The sequence below is a fragment of the Verrucosispora sp. WMMD573 genome (assembly GCF_027497175.1).
In the GTDB taxonomy this organism is placed as follows: Bacteria; Actinomycetota; Actinomycetes; order Mycobacteriales; family Micromonosporaceae; genus Micromonospora.
This window is the reverse complement of the sequence record NZ_CP114901.1, coordinates 5,369,906-5,387,586: the sequence shown is the minus strand read 5'-3', so window position 1 is coordinate 5,387,586 and position 17,681 is coordinate 5,369,906. Positions and strand designations below refer to the sequence as shown.

The 17,681-nt window shown below is 68.9% G+C and carries 14 protein-coding genes; 6 read left to right on the top strand and 8 right to left on the bottom strand.

Going from position 1 to position 17,681, the window contains the following annotated elements:
* Positions 1–7: 7 nt before the first annotated feature.
* The 8 genes from O7601_RS24470 to O7601_RS24435 are packed head-to-tail and all read right to left on the bottom strand — an operon-like array spanning position 8 to position 8,878.
* Positions 8–943: a glycosyltransferase family 2 protein gene (locus O7601_RS24470; RefSeq protein WP_281563437.1), complete on the bottom strand. Its 936-nt coding sequence runs from the start codon at positions 941–943 to the stop codon at positions 8–10.
* A complete protein-coding gene (locus O7601_RS24465) occupies positions 943–2,253 on the bottom strand; it encodes an O-antigen ligase family protein (RefSeq protein WP_281563436.1) in 1,311 nt (436 codons plus the stop codon). Before O7601_RS24465 ends, O7601_RS24470 begins: the two co-directional genes overlap by 1 nt.
* A complete protein-coding gene (locus O7601_RS24460; RefSeq protein ID WP_281563435.1) occupies positions 2,250–3,410 on the bottom strand; it encodes a glycosyltransferase in 1,161 nt (386 codons plus the stop codon). Before O7601_RS24460 ends, O7601_RS24465 begins: the two co-directional genes overlap by 4 nt.
* Positions 3,403–4,749, bottom strand: coding sequence for a glycosyltransferase family 2 protein (locus tag O7601_RS24455; protein WP_281563434.1), 1,347 nt, complete (start codon positions 4,747–4,749; stop codon positions 3,403–3,405). Before O7601_RS24455 ends, O7601_RS24460 begins: the two co-directional genes overlap by 8 nt.
* Entirely contained in the window at positions 4,746–5,600 is an 855-nt protein-coding gene (locus O7601_RS24450) for a class I SAM-dependent methyltransferase (protein WP_281563433.1), read from the bottom strand. Before O7601_RS24450 ends, O7601_RS24455 begins: the two co-directional genes overlap by 4 nt.
* Positions 5,600–6,448 carry a class I SAM-dependent methyltransferase gene (locus O7601_RS24445; protein ID WP_281563432.1) on the bottom strand — a complete coding sequence of 283 codons (849 nt, stop codon included), beginning with the start codon at positions 6,446–6,448 and terminating at the stop codon, positions 5,600–5,602. Before O7601_RS24445 ends, O7601_RS24450 begins: the two co-directional genes overlap by 1 nt.
* A complete protein-coding gene (locus O7601_RS24440) occupies positions 6,445–8,007 on the bottom strand; it encodes an oligosaccharide flippase family protein (protein WP_281563431.1) in 1,563 nt (520 codons plus the stop codon). The genes O7601_RS24445 and O7601_RS24440 overlap by 4 nt, the downstream gene beginning before the upstream one ends.
* On the bottom strand, positions 8,000–8,878 hold the full coding sequence (locus tag O7601_RS24435) for a sugar transferase (RefSeq protein WP_281563430.1): 879 nt from the start codon (positions 8,876–8,878) through the stop codon (positions 8,000–8,002). Before O7601_RS24435 ends, O7601_RS24440 begins: the two co-directional genes overlap by 8 nt.
* 380 nt (positions 8,879–9,258) lie before the next feature.
* Here O7601_RS24435 and O7601_RS24430 point away from each other — a divergent pair, with 380 nt between their 5' ends.
* The 6 genes from O7601_RS24430 (at position 9,259) to O7601_RS24405 (ending at position 17,103) form a co-directional block, all read left to right on the top strand.
* The gene (locus tag O7601_RS24430) at positions 9,259–10,317 is read left to right on the top strand and encodes an NAD-dependent epimerase/dehydratase family protein (RefSeq protein ID WP_281563429.1); all 1,059 of its coding nucleotides are present in this window, start codon (positions 9,259–9,261) and stop codon (positions 10,315–10,317) included.
* 575 nt (positions 10,318–10,892) lie between these two features.
* Entirely contained in the window at positions 10,893–11,336 is a 444-nt protein-coding gene (locus O7601_RS24425; protein WP_281563428.1) for a hypothetical protein, read from the top strand.
* Positions 11,326–12,831 carry a glycosyltransferase gene (locus tag O7601_RS24420; protein WP_281563427.1) on the top strand — a complete coding sequence of 502 codons (1,506 nt, stop codon included), beginning with the start codon at positions 11,326–11,328 and terminating at the stop codon, positions 12,829–12,831. Before O7601_RS24425 ends, O7601_RS24420 begins: the two co-directional genes overlap by 11 nt.
* A complete protein-coding gene (locus tag O7601_RS24415) occupies positions 12,819–13,676 on the top strand; it encodes a choice-of-anchor P family protein (RefSeq protein ID WP_281563426.1) in 858 nt (285 codons plus the stop codon). The genes O7601_RS24420 and O7601_RS24415 overlap by 13 nt, the downstream gene beginning before the upstream one ends.
* A gap of 3 nt (positions 13,677–13,679) precedes the next feature.
* Complete coding sequence (gene wecB, locus O7601_RS24410) at positions 13,680–14,891, top strand: UDP-N-acetylglucosamine 2-epimerase (non-hydrolyzing) (RefSeq protein WP_281563425.1); 1,212 nt, start codon at positions 13,680–13,682, stop codon at positions 14,889–14,891.
* A gap of 13 nt (positions 14,892–14,904) precedes the next feature.
* The gene (locus tag O7601_RS24405; RefSeq protein WP_281563424.1) at positions 14,905–17,103 is read left to right on the top strand and encodes an acyltransferase family protein; all 2,199 of its coding nucleotides are present in this window, start codon (positions 14,905–14,907) and stop codon (positions 17,101–17,103) included.
* Positions 17,104–17,681 lie beyond the last annotated feature (578 nt).

Here is a 17,681-nt window from a genome sequence, read left to right as displayed (position 1 = left end):
GACTTCCTCAAACGTGGATTCGGGTGATCGCGATGCGGCCAACTCGGGTCCAGGCACGTATCCGAGCGATGCCGGCACGCGGTTGCAGCGACAGTCGTACGGTGGCCAGAGCGACCCCCAGCACCGCCCGGAGCAGGACGACGGCCCGGACCGCCCGTCGGGACCGGGGCCGGTGGCGGCCGAAGAAGACGAACATGCTGCGGTAGAGGTGGGGCCAGATCCAGGCCGGGTCACTACTGCTCGCTCCGCCGCTGTGGACCGCCGTCACCTGCGGGAGATACACCACGTCGGCGCCGTGACGGCGGGCCTGAAGACACAACTCCTCGTCCTCGTAGTACATGAAGTACGCCTCGTCCAGCCCGCCGACGGCGGTGAACAGACTGGTACGGACCGCGAGGCACGCGCCGGAGACCCAGTCGACCGGGGCCGGGAGAGCACCGTGCAGGCACACGTCGTACGCCTGTCGACGGCGCTGCCCAGCCAGCCAGCGACGTACCGGCACCGGCACCAGTACCCCCCCGAATCGGCTGGCCACCACCGTGGTGAGCGTTTCGAAGGGGTGGGCGCTGACCGCGACCCGGCCGTCGGCGTCAAGCAGTCGTGGCCCTGCGATGCCGATCTCCGGTCGGTCGAGCACAGTCTCGACGAGTGCCCGGGCGGTCTCGGGTGGAACCACGCAGTCGGGATTGATCAGCAGCAGGACGTTGCTTTGTACCCCACGTGCGCCCCGGTTGACGGCGGCGGCGAAGCCGACGTTGCCCTGGCCGACCAGCACGGTTATCTCAGGAAAGTGAGCCCGCACCAGTTCCACCGTGCCGTCGGTCGAGCCGTTGTCGACAAGTCGTACCGACAGGCGGGCCTGCCGTAGCGCGGTGAGCGCGGCGAGAATGTGTCCCCGAGAGTTGTAGGTGACGACGATCGCGGTCGCTTCGAGTTCGACCATCAGCGCACCGCCTCCGGAACCCGCACGGGCAGCCGTGGTCGGCCGGGTGGAGGCTGTCGCACCTGTCCGGCAGGACGGGCGGTCAACAACGCCAGCGCGGGTAGCAATCCGAGTTCCCAGTGTCCGTCGCTCGGGGCCGCGAACACCGCGGCACCGAGAAACCCGCAGCACAGGGCCGCGAACGGGAGGGCGGGCCCGGACGGGTCGGCAAGCCCGGCCCGGATCCCACGCAGTACCGGCCAGAGCACCAGGGCGAGGCCCACCAGTCCGACGTTCGCCAGCAGCGTCACGTAGAAGGCGTGGTAGACCGGCCCGACGTCGGTGAGGGCGAAGTCGGCCAGGTAGACATCGGTGGTCGACTGCCCGAGTCCCGCTCCCAGGACTGGTCGGTCGGCGAAGACGTCCAGACCGACCGACGACTCCGACGCGCGATAGCCGGCGGACTGTTGAAGCCCGATCCCGATCTCCTGCGCGCGCTCGCGTACGCCGGGCTGGAGCGCGAGCAGGGCGGCGACGACCAGTCCAACGGTGGCGGTGGCACCGAGTCCGGTCCGCACCGCCCGCCCGCCGAAGATCAGCATGGTCAGCAGAGTCACCCCGGCTGCGAGCCAGATGCCCCGGTACGAGGCGAGCACCACGTCGATGGCGAAGAGGCCGGCGAGCAGCACCGCGGCGAGCCGGCGCCAGCCTCGGTAGTGACCGGCGAACCAGGCCAGCATCGGGACCGCGAGCAGTGTGAGTAGGCCGCCGTGACGGCCGGGGACGGTCATCGAGATGGCGGCCAGCACGGCCACCACGCCGACGTAGAGCAGCCCGGCGGCGGCCAGCCGGCGGTGAGTGGTGAGGGTGTGCGTGGCGAGGAAGAAGTACAGCGGGAGGATGGCGATCTGGTACGCGGCGACGACGACCTCGGTGGGTAGGTTCCCGACCGCGAGGCCGTAACAGGCGGCGGCGAGGGTCAACCCGACCACCAGCATCATTCCGGTGTCGGCTGAGGTCCGCCGCCGGCCGGCTGAGAAGCCGAGGGCGTACCGGATCAGCACTGCGATCCCGCCGACGGCCAGCACCAGCAGGTGCGCGGCCACGTAGGTGCGGACGTCGCCGCCGCCGACCAGCCCGCCAGCCACCGCACCACCGACGATGCCGACCGGGAGCACGGCCCACGGCCAGAGCAGGAAGACGGCGAGGCCCACCAGCGCACCCGTGCCCGCCAGCGCCAGCACCCCCGGCAGCATGGTGGCCAGCGACACGGCGGCTCCGAGCGTGGCGCTCACCGCCGCCACGCCGAGGCCGACCGCGAGCCGGGTCATCGGAGCAGTCCCGCGACCAGTCGATGCAGGTGCTCGCCCCGGACGGACCAGCTGTTCGCGGTCGCCACAGCCCTGCGGTGGGCGGCCTGCTCCGGGTCGGTCGTCTCGGTCAGCGTCGCGGTGATCGCGGCGGTGAAGTCCTCGGCACGAGCCGCGAGACGGACCACGCCGGTCAACCCGGTCAGCGCCGGCAACGGCGTCGCGACCACAGGTTTGCCGAGCGCCAGGTACTCGTAGCACTTCTTCGGGTGCACGTAGTCCACCAGACCGCCGAGGCGGTACGGGATTATGGTCACATCGCAGACGCGCAGTGTCGCGGGTAGTTCGGCGTAGGGGACAGGACCCGTGACCAGCACGTTGGTGAGGCCCGCGAGGGGCTTCCGGCCGGCGCGCGTGCTCGGTCCGATCAGCAGGAACGTCCAGTCGGGCCGGTTGCGTGCCACCTCGGCGACCAACTCGCCGTCGAAGGCCCGGGTGTCGATGGTGCCGGAGTAGCCGATCAGCGGCCGACCCGGCTCGACCGGTCGGGAAACGGTCGGGCCTTGAGGGGTGAAGTGCTCCGGGTCGCAGGCGTTGGGCAGTACCACAGGTGTCTGTCGGCCGGCCGGCATCCGCGCAGGTAGCGCGGCCGACGACGCCAGCACCAGGTCGGCGGCGGACACCGCCCGATCAAGGTTTCGACGCAGATGGCGCCGGTTCCACCGGCGGGTGAACGTCCAGTCGAGGTCGGTCACGTCGTAGACGACCGCGGCGGCGTCGATCCGGCTGGCGCAGGCCGCGGCCAGGTCCTCGTCCAGCCAGATCAGGCTTACGCCCGCCGGATCACGGTGTAGCCAGCGCCGTAACACGGCCACGGTCACTCGTCGGTTGATCGCGTTCGCCGCCGGCAGATGCCGGCCGAGCGGGGCCGCGGTAGGTAGCTCGGCGTGCCAGATGTGGTGTTCGACTCGGCGGATGGAGGTGCCCGTCCGAATTCGGAGCCCAGGGGGATCGACGAAGATCACCCGGTAGCTGGTGGCGAGCTGCCGCGCCAGTGCGTGCTGACGGTGCGCGCCGCCGTGCCAGGGGGTGGCGCTGAAGAAGATCACCCAGGTGGCGCTGCCGCTTGCGGTGCGGGAACCCCGTGTCGGGGATTCCCGGTCGCTCAGATCAGTCATGGCCGACCCGCTGTCTGACCGGCACCGGGCGCGTCGTCGCGAGCACCTCGTCCTCGCCGATCCGGCCGAGCACGGTCCGGGCGCCGGCGTCGTCGAGCCGGAGCAGCCGGGCTCCCGCCTGACGGTCGAGCCAGCGGCGTACGGCGGCGGCGGCGAACCGACGGTTTGCCGTGTCGACGGTCCGTAGGCGAGCGCCGAAGGGCAGCGGGGCTGGCGGGGTGAGGTGCCATGCCCTGTCGTCGATGCGGGTGACCCGGCTGCGCCAACGTGGACGTGGCGTTGGCGGGTCCACGAGCAGCAGGCGTTGTTCCGGGTCGTCGAGCAGTGTTTCGGCGATCACCGCTCGATCGAGCTCGGGGGTGGACGGTGTCCGGGTGAACACGATCAGCCAGTCCCGGATGTCGCCGTCCGGCAGCGGGCCGACGTCACCTCGAAGGGCGGCTCGCAGGTCGGCGAGGGTGAGTTGGGCGGTACGCCCGCAGATGCGCTTCGCCGCGTGGTCGGCCAGGACGACCAGCCGGAACAGCGCGACCCGGTGCCGAGGCTGGGTCATCCTCAGGTAGGTCACCAGGCTGCCGAGGAGGTGACGAAAGCGGATGGATGGTCCGAGCAGCCGGCACGAGGCGCCCCGAACGTGGGTCACCACGGCATCCGGGATCATCCACAACTGCTGGCCGGCCCGCTCCAGTTGCCGGGCCAGGATGGCGTCGTTCCAGTAGACCGGGAACCGCTCGTCGAAGATGTGGTCCGGCGCCAGCACGGCGCGGCGCAGCAGCATGCAGCTACCGGAGGCCAGCAGGCGTGGGCGGCTGAAGTCCTGGCCACGCATCTCGAAGGTGTGCAGCGCCTGCCGGAACCCGGGTACTCGGCGTAGCGCGGTGACCAGCGCCAGGGACGCCAGGAACCTCGGCTGCTGCACGTAGTGCTGTTGGAAGGTGCCGTCGGGGTTGCGGTAGAGCGGGCTCACCCCAGCCGCTGCGGGGTGCTCCTTCAGGAATGACAGCATTGTGGAGAGCGCGCCTGGATGAAACGCCACGTCACTGTTGAGCAGCAGGATCAGCTCGCCGCGGGCCCGCCGGTATGCCTGGTTGACGGCGGGCGCGAAGCCTACGTTGCGGCTGTTGCGGATGAGGTGGACCCGGGGCCACCGGGCGAGCAGTTCCGCCGAGCCGTCGCGGGAAGCGTTGTCCACGGCCACTACCTCGTAGTCGAGATCGGGTGGCGCGGTGGCCGCCAGTGTCTCCAGGCATTGCCGGGTCTGCTCTCGGGTGTTCCAACTTGTCAGCAGGATGGACAGGCAGGGCGGCCCGAGCGCGCCTCCGCGCGGCTTGGCGCTCATCGATCCACCGCCGCTTCCTCGCGGCGGGCGAAGACGCGGAGCAGGTCGCCGAGGAGTGGATGGCGCATCCGGGGCGACCGACTGGCGGCGACGTCGGCGACGAGAAGGTCGCGGGCCCGCCGCAGACGTGACATCGGCTGCCAGTAGAAGCGGGAGAAGACCGTGTCGTGCGAGACCACCTTGAAGCCGGTCTGGCACAGCAGCCGACTGAGCGTGTCGGGGGTGAAGTGCCATCGGTGATATTGGGGTGCCACCGCCGGCCACTGCTGTCCGAGGCGGGTGGCGGCGGCGGAGGCGATGTTCGGTACTTCGAGGGCCAGCCATCCGCCGGGTGTCAGCACGTTCCGTGCGGCGTGTAGGAACGTTCGTGGATCGTCGACGTGCTCCAGCACGTGGAACGCGCAGACGACGTCGGCTTGTAGCGTTGGTGCGACCTGCTCGAAGTAGCCCTGTCTTACCGGCACCCGCAGCTGTTCGACGGCGAACTTCGCCGCCACCTGCGACACCTCCACTCCGGTGACTGTGAAACCGGCACGCTGGGCTGCTTCCAGGAAGTAGCCGCCCGCGCAGCCCGCCTCCACCAACACCGAGGGCGGCACCACGGTCGACAGCCACCGCAACCGCCGCCCCGCCTCGAACCGTCGCTGGCCGCTGGCCGCGAAGTAATCCTGGTAACCGTCGGTCAGGTAATAGGCTTCGTCATACAGTTCGTCCGGTGGTACCGCGATACCTGCGGTCCAGAGGAATCCGCACTCGGTGCAGCGGCGCAGCATTCCATCCAGCGCCGGGTCGGGCCGGCCGTCGCGTCCGCACAGGCGGCAGGTGGTCAGATCGTCGTTGCTGAGCTTCATCAGCCGCTCCATACATCTCGCGGTTTGCGGGCGATCACCCGCAGGAGGTCTCCCCGCCGCCGATGGGTCAGGCGTGGCGAGCGCAGATTGATCCAGTCGGGCGGAAGCAACCGTCGGGCGTGTCGCATGCGGTATCCGATCGGCATGTAGAACCGGAAGACGGTGGTGTCCTGCCGGACGACCTCGAATCCCTCGGTGGCCAGCAGCCGGGTCAGCGAGGTTGGGGTGAAGTGCCAGCGGTGGTACGCCGGTTGCAGGGCGGGCCACTGCTGTCCGAGGCGGGTGGCGGCGGCGGAGGCGATGTTCGGTACTTCGAGGGCCAGCCATCCGCCGGGTGTCAGCACGTTCCGTGCGGCGTGTAGGAACGTTCGTGGATCGTCGACGTGCTCCAGCACGTGGAACGCGCAGACGACGTCGGCTTGTAGCGTTGGTGCGACCTGCTCGAAGTAGCCCTGTCTTACCGGCACCCGCAGCTGTTCGACGGCGAACTTCGCCGCCACCTGCGACACCTCCACTCCGGTGACTGTGAAACCGGCACGCTGGGCTGCTTCCAGGAAGTAGCCGCCCGCGCAGCCCGCCTCCACCAACACCGAGGGCGGCACCACGGTCGACAGCCACCGCAACCGCCGCCCCGCCTCGAACCGTCGGGGTGCGCTGCGGAAGTAGTCCTCGTAGCCGCCGCCGGTGAAGTAGTCCAGGTCGTACCGGGCCGGGCCGACGGTCGGATCCGGCACCGTCCAGCCAAGCCCGCAGCAGGTGCAACGGCGTACGGCGCCACCGAGGGTTTCGCGGTGTGGCTGGCCGTCTCCACAGTTCAGGCAGTGGGCGGGGGACAGATCAAGGCTCATCGGTGGACTCCGGTGGCCAGCGTGGATCGGACCCGACCGGCGAGCGACCGCAGCCAGGCTCGTTCGTCGGCTCGCGGATACCCGCACAGCATGAGCAGCCCGGCGGCGAGCGTCAGCGTCAGGCCCGCGCGGGTGACGACGGAAAGCGCTGCGCAGGATCGTCCCGGACCGTCCGGCAGGTACCCGACGAGGGCAGCGGTGATGACACCCGCGACCGTCGCTGCGGCGGTCGGCACCCACAGTGTCCGCAGCATCGGCCGCATCGGGCGCGCCGTCGCCTGGTGGAAGTGGGCCATGAAGTACGCCGTGGCGAGCACCACCGCGAGCGCGGTGGCGGTTGGCACCCCGAGCGGACCAGCGAAAATCAGCAGCGGTACGGTCAGCGCCACGTTCAGCACGACCGACAGCAGCACGTAGCGCGTCTCAAGGCCGGGACGGCCCTCGACCCGGGCGACGATGGTGGCCGCGCCCATGATCAGGTTGAGCGCGTACGCGGGAGCGAGGACCGCGATGGTCGGCGCGGCCCACGGCACCGGTTCCCCGAGCCACAGCCGCACCAGGGGATCGGCGGCGACCATCAGGGCTGCCGCCGCCGGCGCGAGAAACGCGGCCAGGTGACGTGTCGCGTCAAGGTAGAAGGTGTCGAGCCAGGCCCGTCCGCCGGTGACCGTGCGCCGGACCGCGGCGGGGAACAACACGAGCAACGCGAAGCCGGGCGGTAGCCGCAACAGATTGAGCAGACGGACGCCGAGATCGGCATTGCCGGCCACCGCTGGGCCGAAGAAGCCGCCGAGGACGAGCCGATCGAGTTCCACGTTCACGGCGGCGGCGCCACTGGACACCTGAACCCGCAGACCGTACCCGCCGATACGCCGGACATCGTGACCGGTCAGCCGGCCCCAGCGGGGAGTCAGGTTTCGGTGCCGGTGTTCTGCTGCGGCGGCGAGCAGAATGGTCCGGATCGCACTCGTCGCCCCGGTGGCGGCGGCGAGCGCGACCAGACCGCCGCCGAGCCGCACCACCGCGATCGTCAGTGCCGCCCCGAGGACGGCCATCGCGGTGCTCACCAGTGCCAACGTTCCGTAGCGCTGAACACCCTCCAGCACCGCGCGCCAGGGGAGCTCCACCCCGTTGGCCACCAGACCGAGCAGCAGCCATAGCGCCGCGTGCCACGCATCTCGGGTCAGCTCACCGAGTCGTAGCAGGTGGGCGATCCACGGCCAACTGGCGGCGAGCGCGGAGAAGGTGAGCCCGCCGAGGATGAGTCCCCAGGCCAGGCCAAGCCCGAGCAGCCGTCTGATCACCTCGCTCGGCCCGCTCTGGGCGTTGACGCTCGCCACCTCCCGCACCAGGGCAGAGCCGAGGCCGAGGTCGAACAGCGCGGCGATGGCGAGCAGACCGGTCAGCAGCACCCAGATGCCGAACGCCTTGGGTCCGAGATGCTGGTAGACGATGGGCAGTGTGACCAGCCCGGCCAGTGCCATCACCACCCGGGCGCCCAGCATGCTCAACGTGTTGCGGGCAAGTCGCCCGCCAGCGGTGCCGGTCGGGCTAGCCACGGGGGAATCCCCGGAACAGATCCAGGACGGTCAGGGCCAGTAGGCTCAGGTCCAGCCGCAGCGAACGACAGTTGAGGTAGAACAGGTCGCAGCGGAGCTTCTCCTCCACCGTTGCGGCATAGCCACCGGTGAGTTGCGCCAGCCCGGTGAGTCCCGGTCGGACCAGATGGCGCAGGTCGTAGTGCGGCAGTTGCCGGAACTCCGCGATGAACTCGGGCCGTTCGGGGCGCGGACCGACCAGACTCATCTCGCCACGGATGACGTTCCACAGTTGCGGGAGTTCGTCCAGTCGGGTGCGGCGTAGATGGCGTCCGACCCGGGTGATCCGGGTGTCCTCCGGCCGGGCAAGCACCGGCCCGGTCTCGCGTTCCGCCCCGGGTCGCATGGTCCGGAATTTGATCATGTAGAACGGCCGTCCGCCCGTGCCGACGCGTTGCTGGCGGTAGAACGGCGGACCGGTGAAGGAGAGCACCACGGTGATGGCGAGGATCAGCGGCAGCACCAGCGTCGCGCTGAGCGCGATGATGCCCAGGTCGAGGTACCGCTTGACATGTTCGCTGGCGCGACGACGCTGGCTCGACCGCAGTCGGATCCAGGGCAGCCCGCCGAAGCGCCGGAGGCCTCGGGTGGGCAGTAGTCCGTAGACGGGCCGTGCCAACACCAGGATCTCCACGCCCAGTTGCTGGCATGCGGCCACCGTGGGCTCGTCGATGCTGTCGAGGGAATTCTTGAGCAGTAGCACCCTTGGCCGTAGCCGTCGAAGGACCGCCGTGAGTTGCTCGGTGCGACTGGGCGCCGGCACGCGAAGCACGACGTCGAATTCCTCGTTGAGCCGGTCGGACCGTACGGGTGAGTCGGCCGGCTCGATCACCAGTGCGCGTAGGCGTCCGCCGCCCGCCTGCCGCGCCGAGACGCTCCGGCGGGCGCTGAGCAGAGACGTACCCCCGTGCCGGCGAGGCGGGTGCCCAGGCTTCGTTCGCGGAGAATCTTCAATTGGCGCGGCGATTGACGGTTTGTCCACCCGGCTGACCTCCTCCCAGCGGCCCATGAGCGCGTTGATGCTCCCGACAGCACTATGAACGATCCACTGGGATAAACGGCTTATTTGCCATAAAACAAAGCTTTTTCGTCTACGAAAGTCTATGCCCGTTTGATGCGTTTATGCCAGGATAATCCTGCTCAACGGAAGGTAACGGCAGTTCGCACGGCGATGCCGAGAAAAGTCACCACCCCGCTGCCAAGGAGTTCACGATGGAAGTTCCGCCGAACGGGGCCGAGTCAGTCGGGCAAGGCAACTCAATTCCGAATCGCGTTCTGGTGACCGGCGGGGCCGGATTCATCGGCAGCCACGTCGTCGCGCGCTTGATGCTGATGGGTATTCACGTAAAGGTGCTCGACGACTTCTCGACCGGCCGGGTCGAGAACCTCGCCGACGCCGCGTACGGCGGGCTCTCGCAGTCAGACGTCCTCAGAGGCGACATCCGCACCGCGGAGGCGGTCGACATCATTCACGAGTGGGAACCCGAAGTGGTGGTACACCTCGCGGGTCAGGGCAGCCTGCAGGCCGCCCGGGAGTCCCCGCTGTTCGACGCCGATGTGAACATCTTCGGGACGATCAATGTGCTGGACGCCTGCGCGCAGGCTGGAGTACGGCTGTTCGTGCATGCCGCCAGCAGTGCGATCTACGGAAGTCTCCCGTCGGAGGCCCTGCCGATCCGGGAGGACCGACCACTGGCTGCCACAAGTCCGTACGGCATCAGCAAGGCTGTGGCGCTCTGCTATCTGGACTGGTACCGGCGAGAACGGGGCATGACGTACACGGCTCTGGCGCTCGGCAACGTCTACGGCCCGCGGCCCGCGGGGGGCGGTAGCAGCGTGGTGGCCGTGATGACCGAGGCGCTGCTGAACGGCTGCCCACCCACCATCCACGGCGACGGCGAGCAGACCCGAGACTTCGTGCACATCGTGGACGTGGCCGACGCGGTGGCCCGGGCCTGTCATTACCCGGGCGCCGGACTGGTCAACATCGGCACCGGCATAGAGACCAGCATCAACGATCTCTATGGGCTCGTCCGCTCGGTGCTGGCGGTGGAGGCGGACGCACACTACGCGCCGCATCCCAACCCGCACGAGGTACGCCGAATGGCGCTGGACGGCAGCAAGGCGCTTGCCCAACTCGGGTGGCGGCCCACGATCGGGCTCGCCGAGGGAGTGCAGCTCACCGCCCGCGAGGCATGGCGGCGGCGCGCGGGAGGTCCACAGCGCACCTACCGGCCACGACAGGGGCAGCCGGTGGGAGCCTCGCAGTGACCTGCCGCTGCGCCTCCTCGGTCTGACCGCACAGCGGGCATCGACGATCCGATCGGTCGCGACCAGCCGCACCTCGGATGAGAGGTGCGGCCAGGCCGTGTGTTGAACCGGGCCGCGCTGCGCCCCGGACATCGCTGACCAGAGCACCCCTCAATGGGTCGATCACGGGGTATCCACCGCCGCCCGGCGATCCGTGGCGGACCTACCGCGAAGATCAGTCAGATTATGAAGAGGTCACCTATCGCCACCCATGTCCTATATGTTCCTTTTGTCGCGTGGGGGGCTGCGGCCTCATACCGGAGGGAGTGAAGGCTGATGTACGGGGTTCCGACGAAGGGTCCGGCGGTCGGCGGAGGGCTGGCCACGACCGGCGTAGCGATACATTCCTGGCTGCTCGTCGGGATCGGACTGATCCTACTCGGGACCACCCTCTGGCTCGCCACGTTCGTGAGTCGACCTCGATGAGCAAGCGGCCGCCGACCGGCCGATTCACCGCGACGAGTTGGCTCCAGGCCTCGCTCGGTGCTGTCTGCGGCATCGCGTTTGGAACTGTCTTACTGCGGCGATGGCACGACGTGGCAGTGGTCGAGGCATGGCTGAACGCACGACTGGTCTCCGCGATCGGTCTCGCTGACACCACCTCCATCGGGGCCGCCGTCATCTTCCCGCTGGAACAGCGCTGGGTCGGATTTCTGGTCTCCACCGGTTGCTCGGTCGCCCTGCTGCTGGTTCCACCATTCTTCCTCGCCGCTCTGCTGGTCGGCTTCCGGCGGGTGACGCTGACCCGTGCGCTGGTCGCGGTGGGCCTGGCGATCGGGCTGCTCGTGGTGGTCAACCAGATGCGCCTCGCGGCCGTTGTCGCGTCGATGCAGCTGTGGGGCTTCGAAGTCGGTTACCAGCGCAGCCATGTGCTCATCGGCTCGGCCATCAGCACCATCGGACTCATCGCCGTGGCCATCGTCTTTTTCCTCCTGGTAGGCCGGGGAAGCCGGACACGGAGGTCACCGGGTGCCCATTGAGATCCAGTCCCTCGCCGTCCTGAACACGGCGGCCTTCCTGCTCTGCGTCTACTTCTGCGCATACGTGCTGAGCATTCTCGTACTGCACCTCCGGACCGGGCGGTCAGGCGGTGGGGATCACCGAAGTTACGACTGGCACATCGTCATTCCCTGCCGCAACGAGGCCAGTGTGATCGCGGGGACCCTGCACCGACTGCTCCGAGACTTGCCCGACGTCACGGTCTGGTGCGTCGATGACGGGTCGGACGACGGTACGGACGCGGTGCTGCGCTCCTTCACCGCCGACCCCCGCGTCCGTGTCGTGACCCGCAGGCTGCCCGACGCCGTGCAGGGCAAGGGGGCAGCGCTGAACGCCGCGTGGGAGGCGATCGCGCGCCACCTACCCGCGGACGCCGTCCTCGAACGGACCATCGTCGGTGTTCTCGACGCCGACAGCTACCTGGATCCTCGGTGTCGCTCCGCGCTCGCTGGTCCGCGGTACTTCGGCGCCGCCGAGGTGGCCGCGGTACAGGTCGAGGTCCGAATGATGCAGTGCTTCCGGCCGGCGGGAGAATCCGGCAGGTGGGCCCGGCTGCTGGTCCGGCTCCAGGACATGGAGTTCCGCGCGCCGATCGCGGCCATGCAGTCACTGCGCCGCTACACCGCGAGCGTCGCGATGGGCGGTAACGGTCAGTTCACCCGGGTCTCGCTGTTGCGGCAGCTCGCGACGGAACACGGCACCCCCTGGCACGGGGCGCTGCTGGAGGACTTCGAACTCGGCCTGCACATCCTGCTGCAGGGCGGCCGTACCGAGTACTGCGCGGAGACCTGGGTCGCCCAGGAGGCGCTGACCCGGATCCGCCCACTGATCCGCCAGCGAACCCGCTGGGCGCAGGGATCGATGCAGTGTGGTCGTTATCTGGCCGCCGTCCTGCACTCTCGACGGATCAGCAACTCCGCCACGCTGGAGATCGCCCACTTCCTCGCGGCGCCCTGGTTCCAGCTCCTCGGCACGCCGATCTATCTGGGCTGTCTCGTCGTGCTCGGGTGGTACGTGGCCCGCACGCCCGGCGGTATCACCGCCTGGTGGGCAGGAGGCGGTTGGGGCGTACCCCCGCTGATTGCGGTGTTCGGGATCCTTCCGTTCGCGGTCTGGGGCCTGGTCTACCGCAACAAAAGTGAACCGCACCTGTCGGTGGCCGCCGCCCTGGGGCTCGGCGTCAGTCACTGGCTCTACAGCTACGTGCAGTCCGCAGCTGTCTGGATCGCCTTCGCGCGAATGCTCACCTCTCGCTCCGAGTGGCAGAAGACCGCGCGTGACGCCGATCTGACGCCGTCGAGCCGGGCCTCCGACAGCGACCCGAGCCCGCCGCCCTCGGCCGGCATCGTCGCGCAACTCGGCGGCCGCCCACGCGGCACGGTTTCCGTTCCGCAACCCCCGGCGCAGCCCACCCCCACCCACCGCCCCGACGGTCCCGTCAGAAACAGGAAGAGAGATCTCGCATGCACAAAGTAGGGTCCGGCGTCGTCCGGGCCGCGGCGACCATCGCCGGCGGTCTGGCACTAGCTCTGGTCGTCGCGTCACCCGCGATGGCCGACACCTCCCAGTCCAGCGCATCGGCACTTCAGATCAGCCTGGTCGGAGGTGGCCTGGCCAGCTCTGGCACCGCCAGCGCCACCAACGACGGCACGACCGAATCCATCTCAGGCAACACGAACCCGCCGCTGGCTGTGCTCGGCAGCCAGAACGTCATCAGCGCCGGCGTCCTCGGGCAGTACGTACGCGCCTACAACGACGGCACCTCCGCCGCCTGCGCCGGCGTGCTCGGCAGCGGCGGTACGATCACCATCGGGCCCGGCGGCGCCTGCACGGTCACCCCCGGTGCTCAGGTGACCCTGGCCCTTGGCACCAACGGGCTTGCCACGATCGCCCTCGTCGCAGACGCCATCTATTCCGAATGCACCGCGACGAGCAGCCCGTCGGCGACCGGCACCGCAACTCTCGTGAACGCCAGCATCGTCTCGACCCTGCTGGGCGTGCCGACGACTCTGCTCAGCCTGCCCGCCAACCCCGCGCCGAACACCGGGTTGAGCGTCCCCGGCCTGCTGAACCTCACCCTGAACGGGCAGTCCAGTTCCGGCGTCGGTCAACTGAGCGTGACGGCACTGGATCTTTCCGCGCTGGGTGGCGCGCTCGCCTCGGTGGTCATCGGCCTGTCCAGCTGCGGAGTCAACGCCGTCGCACCGCCCATCCCGGTCGTTCCGCTCGCCGGCGCGCCGGTTGCGCTAGGCCTCGGCGCCCTGGCCGCAGGCACCGGTGGGTTCCTCCTGAGCCGCCGCCGACGCGCAGGTCGGAGCTGACCGATGGGTCGTGACAGAGCGAGGCCAACCGAAGTGCTGCTCCTGGCCGGAACGCGACCTGAGGGCGTCAAGATCGCGCCACTGGTGCGCCTCCTCTGTCACGACCCGCACCTACGCACGACCGTCGTCGACAGTGGCCAGCAACCCGGCCGCGTCGATGAGGCACTGGCCCCGTTCGGGCTGCGTGCCGACACCACCCTGGCCCTCAGCCGTAGGACGGGCTCGCTCGCCGAGCTCGCCACCGAGCTGACCAGTGCGGTGGAGCTACTGCTGACTGGTCGCCGACCAGACGCGGTGGTGGTACACGGAGACACCACCACCGCCCTGGTCGGCGGGCTCGTGGCGTTCTGGAACCGGATACCTGTCGTACATCTGGAAGCCGGGTTGCGGAGTCACCAACCTCAGGAGCCGTTCCCGGAGGAGTCCAACCGGGCGATGCTCGCTCGCATCGCCACGCTGCACCTCGCCCCGACCAGCACGGCCCGCCGCAATCTGCTCGCCGAGGGGATACCCGCCGGACGCATCGTGATGACCGGCAACACCGTCGTGGACGCCGTACATGCGTTGTTGCGAGAGGGGTTGGCCCGCGTTCCGGCGTGGATCGACCCGCGTCGGCGTCTGATCGTCGCCACCACGCACCGCAGAGAGAGTTGGGGCGCGGGAATCGCCCAGGTAATGCAGGCACTGGCCAGGGTCGCTGAGGCCCGTCCCGACATTGAACTGGCGGTCATCGCTCACCCGAACCCCCGGCTCGCCGAGCAGGCCCGGACCGAATTGCCCGACCTACCGAACATCCGACTGCTCGCCCCACTGCCATATCCCGACATGCTGGGACTGCTCCGCGCGGCACACGTGGTGGTGACCGACTCGGGCGGCCTACAGGAAGAGGCGGCCAGCCTCGGTGTTCCGCTGGTTGTCACCCGAACCGCGACCGAGCGACCGGAGATCATCCAGCACCAACTAGGAGATCTCGTCGGCACCGATCCCGACCGCATCATCGACGCCGTCGGTCGCCGCCTCGCTCAGCCCGCCCCGGTCAGAGCCCGTGAAGTCTACGGCGACGGTCACGCGGCGCAGCGGTGCGTTCGAGCCATCACCACCTTACTGAGCAGGCAGGCCACGCAGCACGTGCCCACCCCGAACAACCGCGCTACGGCGCGGCAGGTCATCACCGCACGCTCCGCGTCTGTCCTCACCGATTCACCCGGTCAATAGGTACGACATCGAGATGAGCCACGATCAGGCCCCCACCCGGGGTGGAACACTCCGTCTGCCCGGCGGGGCTGAGCGTCAAGCGGCCGGCAGCGACGGCACCATCCTGGCCGGCCGGTTTCGCGGCGACATCGAGGGGCTGCGCGGGCTCGCGCTGCTGTTGGTGCTGGTCGGGCACGCCGGTCTGCCCGGGCTCCCCGGTGCCTTTGTCGCCGTCGATGTCTTCTTCGTGATCTCCGGGTTCCTGATTACCGGACTCCTCGTCGACGAAATACGCCGATCCGGCACGATATCCATCGCGGGCTTCTATGCCCGACGCGCCAAACGCCTGTTGCCGGCCGCGAGCGTCGTCATCGTGGCGAGCGTCCTGCTCACCTACCTGTTCCTGCCGCCAATCCGCTGGTCCGAGACGGCCTGGGACGCGTTGGCCAGCACCACGTACGTGATGAACTGGCGGCTGGTCGAGCAGTCGACCGACTATCTGCGTGCTGAGGAAGCACCGAGCATTCTCCAGCACTTCTGGTCGCTCGCGGTGGAAGAGCAGTTCTACCTACTGTGGCCGTTGCTCCTGCTCGTTGTCGGCGTGTTGAGCCGGCAGCGCCGTGCGCGCGGGGTCAAGACCCGGAACGCCGCCGCCTGGCACGGACTGTCGGGGCGTCACCGCAGGCGGCTTCTCGGTGACCGGATGGCCGTGTCGTTGCTTGTCGCCTTCACTCTGGTCGGCGTTGCGTCACTGGTGTGGTCGATACGTCTGAGTGCGGCCGAGCCCGCCCGGGCTTACCTCGTCACCACCACCCGCGTGTGGGAACTGGCCCTGGGTGGTGCCCTGGCGATCCTGGGCGGACAGCTGCATCGCCTGTCGCGTCGAGCCGCCCTGGCCATCGGCTGGACCGGGATGGCCGCGGTGGCCCTCGCGGCGGCGTCGATCCGACCGGAGACGGCTGTCTACCCGGGATACCTCGCGCTGCTACCCACGCTCGGTGCCGTCGCCATCATCGCGGCCGGCCCCAGCGCCAGCCGATTCGGTCCCGCCCTGCTCCTCGAACTACGGCCGATTCGGGCGGCCGGGGTCGTCTCGTACTCCTGGTATCTGTGGCACTGGCCGTTGCTGGTGGTGGCGGAGACCCGGTGGGGTCCACTGGGTACCGGCGCTGGGCTCGCGATGATTCTCTGTTCGGCGGTGCCGGCAGTGCTGACCTATCACCTGGTGGAGAGCCCACTTCGGCACAGCCGGTTCGCCAAGGCCCGCACCCTCCGCCTGGGCCTGGTCGCGACCAGCGTGACGGCCCTCGCCGGGGTCGGGCTTCAGTTCGCTGTCCGGCCACCGGTCGCATCGGTGCCCACGACCCCGCAGCATGTGGCCGGCGCGGCGAGCGGTGCGCTACCCGGTGGCAGCGGCTCGTTGCCGCTGGTCGACAGGTTCGCCACCATCCGTCCTGATCCGTTCGAGGCTCGCGACGATCTGCCCGACGTCTACCAGGACGGCTGTGTCACGCAAGCACGGGAGTCGGAGTTGCGAAGCTGCGTCTACGGCAACCGTGACTCTGCGGTCGAGGTGGCCCTGGCCGGTGATTCACACGCGGCGCACTGGGTGCCGGCGCTGCAGGTCGTTGCGGCGGAGCGCGGCTGGCGCCTGGTCACCTACATCAAGACCACATGTTCCTTCTTGGCGGCGCCGATCGTCATCGGCGGGCAGACCGATGATAGTTGCACCGAGTGGAACCGGCGGCTTCGAACGGCGCTGGTCGGTGAGCGACGACCACAACTGTTGATCGTTTCCAGCGTTACCCAGATTCCCCTGGTGAATGGCGGTACGCCGCCACCGGGCTCGGCAACGGCGGACGCCCAGGTGGCAGCGCTGCTGGAAACCTGGTCGAATTTCACCGACGCCGGGCTGCCGCTGATGGTCATCCGAGATACACCAGCATTCACAATCGACATGGCCGAGTGTGTCTCGGCCAATCGCGTGCGGCTGAGCACCTGCGCCCAGCCGCGGCTGAGCGCGCTTGCCTGGGGCCTCCCTCAGCAGCGTGCCGCCGCCGCCCTGCCGGCTGTGCATCTCGCTGACCTGAATGACGAGATCTGTCCCTTCGAGCTATGCCCTGCCGTGATCGACGGGGTGCTCGTATACCGGGATGCCCACCATTTGACCGCTACGTATGCTCGCCGGCTCGCACCCCAGTTCCATGATCTGCTGCGTAGACACCTGCCCTGAGACGCCTTGTGTCAGTCGACTCGACCACGTTGATTGCCCCCCAACAGCGCGTGATCGCATCACCTGCAAAACCTTTCGGGTGGTCCGGGTGCGTTCCGGCGGCGATTCCTGGCATCTCTGCAACACTAATCCGTGCGACAACTCGAACGTCGCGGGAAGTTCGATCCTTCGAGCACTCGAACGCTGGATCGGATGACGCCTCTACCGCACCGCCTTCTCGAGACCCGACGTCGGCGGCGTGCGGCGGCAGAAGCCGGACAGAATCCGGAGCCATGCCGCCATCGGAGGCTCTCGTGGTACGTGACCGGGTTCGTGCTCAGGAAATGCACCTGGCCGTGTCGAGCAATTGCCAGAACCGGCAGCACGTCATTGGCGGCGAAGCGATCGGTCTGGTCGGGCGTGCCGCTCGGTGGTGAACGTGGAACAGGGGTGCCACGACAGCCACCGGGCGGCGCTCCTCGCTGCTTTCAGCGCATGAAAGGCCGGGGCCAGGGCGCATCCGACCGTCGCCTCGCAGGCGGCGGCTGGCAATCGCGTTGTTGGTTCGGAGTGGCAATTCGGCATTCTTGGTCAGGATG

Excerpts from the sequence above, each read along its gene's own strand:
- O7601_RS24470 (WP_281563437.1), bottom strand. The coding sequence starts at position 943 with ATGGTCGAACTCGAAGCGACCGCGATCGTCGTCACCTACAACTCTCGG.
- O7601_RS24465 (WP_281563436.1), bottom strand. The coding sequence starts at position 2,253 with ATGACCCGGCTCGCGGTCGGCCTCGGCGTGGCGGCGGTGAGCGCCACG.
- O7601_RS24460 (WP_281563435.1), bottom strand. The coding sequence starts at position 3,410 with ATGACTGATCTGAGCGACCGGGAATCCCCGACACGGGGTTCCCGCACC.
- O7601_RS24455 (WP_281563434.1), bottom strand. The coding sequence starts at position 4,749 with ATGAGCGCCAAGCCGCGCGGAGGCGCGCTCGGGCCGCCCTGCCTGTCC.
- O7601_RS24450 (WP_281563433.1), bottom strand. The coding sequence starts at position 5,600 with ATGAAGCTCAGCAACGACGATCTGACCACCTGCCGCCTGTGCGGACGC.
- O7601_RS24445 (WP_281563432.1), bottom strand. The coding sequence starts at position 6,448 with ATGAGCCTTGATCTGTCCCCCGCCCACTGCCTGAACTGTGGAGACGGC.
- O7601_RS24430 (WP_281563429.1), top strand. The coding sequence starts at position 9,259 with ATGGAAGTTCCGCCGAACGGGGCCGAGTCAGTCGGGCAAGGCAACTCA.
- O7601_RS24415 (WP_281563426.1), top strand. The coding sequence starts at position 12,819 with ATGCACAAAGTAGGGTCCGGCGTCGTCCGGGCCGCGGCGACCATCGCC.
- wecB (WP_281563425.1), top strand. The coding sequence starts at position 13,680 with ATGGGTCGTGACAGAGCGAGGCCAACCGAAGTGCTGCTCCTGGCCGGA.
- O7601_RS24405 (WP_281563424.1), top strand. The coding sequence starts at position 14,905 with ATGAGCCACGATCAGGCCCCCACCCGGGGTGGAACACTCCGTCTGCCC.